General features: G+C 73.1%; 4 protein-coding genes. All 4 read right to left on the reverse strand.

Annotated elements, in window-relative coordinates:
• On the reverse strand, window positions 1-1219 hold a 1219-nt coding region (locus tag QQK25_RS22060; protein ID WP_438696565.1), incomplete at its 3' end, for a hypothetical protein.
• Window positions 1220-1277: 58 nt separating this feature from the next.
• Window positions 1278-3578: a putative baseplate assembly protein gene (locus tag QQK25_RS22065; RefSeq protein ID WP_284189894.1), complete on the reverse strand. Its 2301-nt coding sequence runs from the start codon at window positions 3576-3578 to the stop codon at window positions 1278-1280.
• 220 nt (window positions 3579-3798) lie between these two features.
• A complete protein-coding gene (locus QQK25_RS22070) occupies window positions 3799-4188 on the reverse strand; it encodes a GPW/gp25 family protein (RefSeq protein WP_284189895.1) in 390 nt (129 codons plus the stop codon).
• Window positions 4185-5516, reverse strand: a 1332-nt coding sequence (locus QQK25_RS22075) for a hypothetical protein (RefSeq protein WP_284189896.1), incomplete at its 5' end; no start/stop codon positions are given. The genes QQK25_RS22075 and QQK25_RS22070, both read right to left, overlap by 4 nt.

Raw genomic sequence — 5516 nt, forward strand, 5'->3', positions numbered from 1 at the left:
CGATGGCGGCTGGGCGCACGTCGCCGGCCCGGTCGGCGGGCAGGCGGGCGGCGCGGCGGATCTCGAAGGGCGGCAGGTCGTCGGCGGTCTTGGCCTCGATGCTCACCGTGCAGTCGGCGGGCAGGCACAGGTCGAGGAAGAGCCGGTGCCAGCGGCAGCCGAAAATGCCGGAATCCAGCGCCCAGGTTTCGACCACGCCGCTGCCATCGAGCTCGGCCTCGCGGGCGTAGAGGGCGCGGGCGCCGGCGGCGGTGCTGGCCATCACGCAGGTGCCGCCTCCGTCGCGCTCGAGCCACAGGGCGCGGCCGTCGAAGCTGCGCACCGCAAAGCCCCGCTCGGCTTCGACGCTGTCGGCGGCCAGGGTGTATTCGCGGAAGAGATAGGGCAGCGGATCGCCGGGGCGGTGGGAGACTTCGCCCACCAGCAGGCGGTCGGCGGCGGTGAGGATGAACTGCAGCGGCGCGGTGGCCATGGGCAGGGTGTGGAGCACCGCACCGGCTGGGCCGACGCGCAGCAGTTGCCAGCGCTCGGGGCCGCCTTCGACGAGGGCGATGGCCTCGGGCCAGGCCGGATCGGCGGTGAGGGCGACGATGCGCCGGTCGGCAAGATCCGGCGGCGCATAGCCCCGCCAGCTGCCGCCCCAGGGCTGCACCACCAGCCGCGGGCTGGCGAGATCGCTCACCACCAGCCCGTAGGCGCTGCAGGCAAAGCCGTTGGGCTTGATGTCGTGGGGGATGGGCACCACCGCCTGCACGCGGAAATCCGGCGCCAGCAACAGCAGGCGGCGCCCGATGCGGTCGAGCAGCCAGCAGCGGCCCAGCGGATCGAGGGCGATGGCGTCGGGCGCGGCGGGCACGGGCGGCGGCGCGACCGGGGTGAAATCCAGCCCCGGCGTGGGCGTGGCTGAGGGCGCTGGCCGGGGCATCGGCATGGGCAGCCAGCCGGCGGGCGTGAGGATGGATAGCGGCTTGCCGGGCTCGGCCAGCACCACGTGGGCGTCGGTGCATTGGTCCGGCGGGCAGGCCAGCACCACCGCGCTGCCCAGGCGGGTAAGCCAGGCGGCGTAGTCGGCCGGGCTGGGGGGTGTGCTGCCGTCGATGGTGGCGCCCTTGGGGGCGAGCACTACCGCGGCGGGCGTGCCTTCGATGCGCGTGCCGGCGTGGTCGCAGCGTTCCCACATGGGGCGACCGGTGAGGTGGGCGAAGCGCGGGCCGGTCATGGCAGCGTCTCCGATGCCGGGCACCGGGCGGCGAAGGGCGCGGTGCGGCGGGCGTTCATCAGCATTCCTCCTTGCCCACGGGCACCGGCATGCTGGCGACGGGCGTGGGGTCGGCCTCGGTATCCAGCGGCGGCAGGGGCTCGGCGGTGGCGTCGGCGCCGATGGTGACCTTCACCTCCAGCAGCACCGGCAGCTGCCAGGGCAGCAGGGCGACGGTTTCTTCGACGGCGGTGCGCACGCCGGTGCGGCTGATCTCTTCGCCGACCACCAGCACCTCGTTCACCAGCCGTACGCCCTGCACGCGCAGGGTGGCGGCCTCGATGTCCCGGTCGCGCACGTCGCGGCCGAAGGGCCAGCCCTTGCCGTCGGGGCCGTAGGGCGGCAGTGGGGCGAGGTGCTGGCGCAGGGCGAGTTCGATATGGCGGCGCAGGGTTTCCTCGCCGGCGCCGGCATCGGGTTCGACGGCCACCGAGCACGACAGGCGCACGTATTGCGGCGGGGTGACGTAGAGCTCGGTGGTCACGAGACGGCGCGGCTCGAGCCAGGCGCAGACGCGGCGCAGCATCTCCTTGTCGGGCGTGGGCTGGTCGGGCTGCATCGGGTCGTAGGCGGGCAGCACGATCAGGGTGACCACGCCGGGCACGCCGTCCACCCGCTCGTGGGGCTTGTGGCGGGGCAGCACCTGGGCGCGGCCTACCTGCACGGCGGGGGTTTCGAGGGCCAGGGCGGCGAAGTCGTCGGTGGCCACCGCGCGGTCGTTGTGGCGCAGGGCTTCGGGGATGCGGGCGCTGGCCTCGGGCAGGGTTTCGGCGTCGGTGCCGAACTCGGCGGGCAGCGGGTTGGTGGCCTTCAGGGCGAGGGCGGCTGGCGGTGCGGCGCGGAACACCCGGTTGATGCGCTCGGCGCCCACGTTGCCGCGCACGCCGCCGCCGTACTTGTAGGTGAGGCAGCGGATCGCCTCGCCGGGCAGGGGGATGCGTCCGTGGATGCCGTCGCCGAAGGTGATGCTGCCGTCGGAAGGATCGAGCGTGTAGAAGGGGTCGTCCGGGCCGGCGAGGGCGAGGTTGTCCACGACCTGCCAGTTCTCCCAGCCCAGGGGGCCGAACACCTGCACCTGCTGGCTGCCCGGGATGACCGGGGTGCGCGACAGGGTGTGGCGCTGGCCGGTGCGGCCGTCGCCGTAGCCCAGGAGCTCGGCCGCGGCGGTGATGGCCTGCTCGGTGCGCACCACGTTGGCGTCGATCCAGCGCAGGCGGATGGGCGGGTGGGTGGCATCGGCGCGGCTGACGCGGATCCAGCCGAGCACGCGCTGGGCGAGCTTGTCGTTGTCGATGCGCGGGGGAAGCTCGCCGATGCCCAGCAGATCCGGGTCGGCCGGGGTGAAGCTGGCGGCGGTCCAGTCGCCGAAGGGTTCGGCGCCGGCCTTGGCGTCGGGCAGGCGCAGGCGGATCGTGCCGCGGCGGCCCAGGTTGTCGGTGGTGTCGGCCACCACGGCGAGGCGCTGGTAGCGCACCCGGTCCACCTGGGCGCTGGCGCCGGTGAAGCCGCCGGTGGAGATCTCCCAGCGCAGGGGCCAGCGCTCGGGGTCGGTGCCGGCGTCGGGGCAGCGGTGGTGGTCGGTGCTGCCGCACAGGGCATCGTCGGTGCGGGCGCCCAGATTGAGCACCTGCCCGGAGAGCCCGCGACGCAGATTGGTGCGGGCAGCGGCGGCATCATTGCCGGCGGCCTTGAGGGCGTCGGCCCAGGTGGCTTCGGGAGCGGCAAGGCACAGCCAGATGCGCCCGTCGAGGCTTGCGCCGGACGAGACGGGCGCCGGCAGCCGGCCACCCTTGGGCGCCTCCAGCGGGAAGGGCCGGTACTGGGCGAGGGACGGCGCGCTGCCCAGGTGGTCGACGAGCAGGGTGCTGACGTTCTCGATGCCGCCGGCGAGGATCGGGCCCGAATAGGGCTGCTTGATCCAGGCGGAGAGCTCGATCGGCAGCACGGTGATTTCGTCGAGGGCCTGGAAGTGGATGTCGCCGGCGGTGAATTCGAGGGTCGGGCTGCCGACGGCGAAATCCACTGGCACGGGGGCCGGACTCCGGCGGGCCTCCAGCCTCACCATGGCCTGGGCGGCCCGGGCCGGTTTGGGCGGAATCGCCAGCAGGCGCAGGAATTCCAGCCGCGCCGCTTCGGGTACCCGGTTGAGCCGGTACAGCACGTTGTCGCCGAGGGCGGCGAAGAGTTCGATGAGCGCGATGCCGGGATCGGAGGCGTTGTGGTCGGTCCATTCCGGCGCGTGGGTGGGGATGCGGCGGACCAGTTCGGCGCGCAGATCGTCGAAGGCGCGGTCGTCCAGGCGGGGAGGAAGGATGGCCATTTCAGCACCGCCCTGCAGTGGAGAAGCGGCGAGGTGCGCCGCTGAGCGCACAAAGGCCGCGGGTGTTGGGCTGTTTCATGTCAGTTCTCCATTGCGCGGCGCATCACCCCCGGCGCATGAGACGGGCCACGGGCCGGCCGCGCTCGGCCGCTCCGGAGCGGCCGGCCTGCCCCCCAGTGGGGGGAGGCGCCGCAGGCGCTTCGGGGGGCGTTGTTTCATCTCAGCTACCCCCGTTCAGGTAGAAGGGGAAGACGAGGTTCTGCACGCCGGGTTCGCCGAGGATCTCGTAGCGGATGGCGATGCGCAGGACGGTGGCTTCCCGCGGGTCGGTGTTGACCGCGACGGACTCGACGCGGATGCGCGCCTCGTCCCGGGCCAGGGCGTCGGTGACGGCGGCGCGGATCTGGGTGCGCAGTTCGAGGCTGTTGGGCGCAAACAGGTATCGCCGCAGTCCGACGCCGAAATTGGGGCGGGCGATGCGCTCGCCGGGTTCGGTGAGGAGGATGGTGCGGATGGACTGCTCCACCGCGTCGGCGCCCGACACCCAGCCGAAGCCGTTGCCGGTGACGAGCGGGAAGCGAAGGCCGGTGCCGAGCTTGGCTGTGCTCATGGTCCCCTCTTGGGAAATGGCAGGCAGAACTTGAGGAACAGCATCCAGCTGAACGAGGGCAGCGCGATGAGGATGGTGAAGATGATCTTGAAGAGGATCAACGCGCAGATCGTCAGGATGGGGATGCCGAAGTTGCAGATCATGCCGATGCCGAAATCGCGCCGGGTGTCGGCCATGTCGGCGCCGGTGACGACCCCGGAGCCGGGCGGCGAGGCCATGCCGGCGAAAGGCTTGGCCCGGGCCCGGGCGATGCGCGGGATGTCGCGCAGCAGCTTGGGGATGTCGGGCATCTGGATGCTGGCCGGGCGGGCGCCGAGGAGGTCGGTGGGGTCGGCGATGGAGAAGGGCTCGGTGCGCTGGGTCCACACGATGCGCTCGGGCTCGCAGGGCGTGCGGCCGGCCACGCGCACCCAGCACCACGCGGCGTACAGGTGCTCGGCGTCGAAGCGCAGGCGGGGCTGGGCGTCGCCGGTGCGGGCTTCGGGCAGGGCGGCGCGTTCGGGATCGGCGGTGTAGCGGGCGCCGGCGGCGGTGCGGAAGGCGGTGAGCGCGGCGTTGTCGATGCGCAGGCCCGGCAGTACCAGCAGGCCGCACAGGGGCTGCTCGGTAAAGCTGAGGCGGGCGGCGTCGATGCCGAGGCCGGGCTTGAGGCCGCCGAGGGCGGTGTCGAGGGTGGCCTCGATGTCGTCGGCGCGGGCCTTGAGCTGGTCCAGCGCGCCGTTGCCGGCGGTGGCGAGGCCGTCGTCGAAGCGGCCGTAGATTTTGGCGATGGCCTGGCCGTAGCCGTGCACGTCGCGGATCCACTGGGCCGGGAGGGCAACCGGCGGCCACGGCGGGGTCGCGGTCACGTCGCCCCGGGCGGCTTCCATGGCCAGCACGGCTTCGATCTGCTCGGCCAGCGCCGGCACGCCCAGCGCCACGTTGCCGTCGGCGGCGAAGGCTTTGAGCTCGGTGGCCTTGCGGTCGCCGTAGAGGGTCTGGTTGATGCTGGCGGCGAGGGCGAGGCGGCAACCGCGCAGGCGCAGCAGGGCCATCACCACCACCAGGGCCAGGTGGCCGGGGTTGATGAGGCTGGAGCTGCCCAGGGCCGGCGGCGGCAGGGCGGTGCCGGCGAGCCAGGCGTCCATCAGCTGGTGCAGGCGCTGGCGCAGCAGGGTGTCCCAGGCGCCGGCGGGGCCGCTGGCGGCGAGCCACTGGGCGGTCTGGTTGCCGGCGATGGGGCTGAAGTCAGGCAGGCTGTCGAAGAGGCCGGGCTCGGTGGCGGCCGAGGCCGCGTGGCTGTCGGCCCAAAGGGTGTCGGCGCCCTTCACGTTGCCGGCGATGTCGGC

The sequence above is a fragment of the Zoogloea oryzae genome (genome assembly GCF_030161255.1).
Classification (GTDB): domain Bacteria; phylum Pseudomonadota; class Gammaproteobacteria; order Burkholderiales; family Rhodocyclaceae; genus Zoogloea; species Zoogloea oryzae.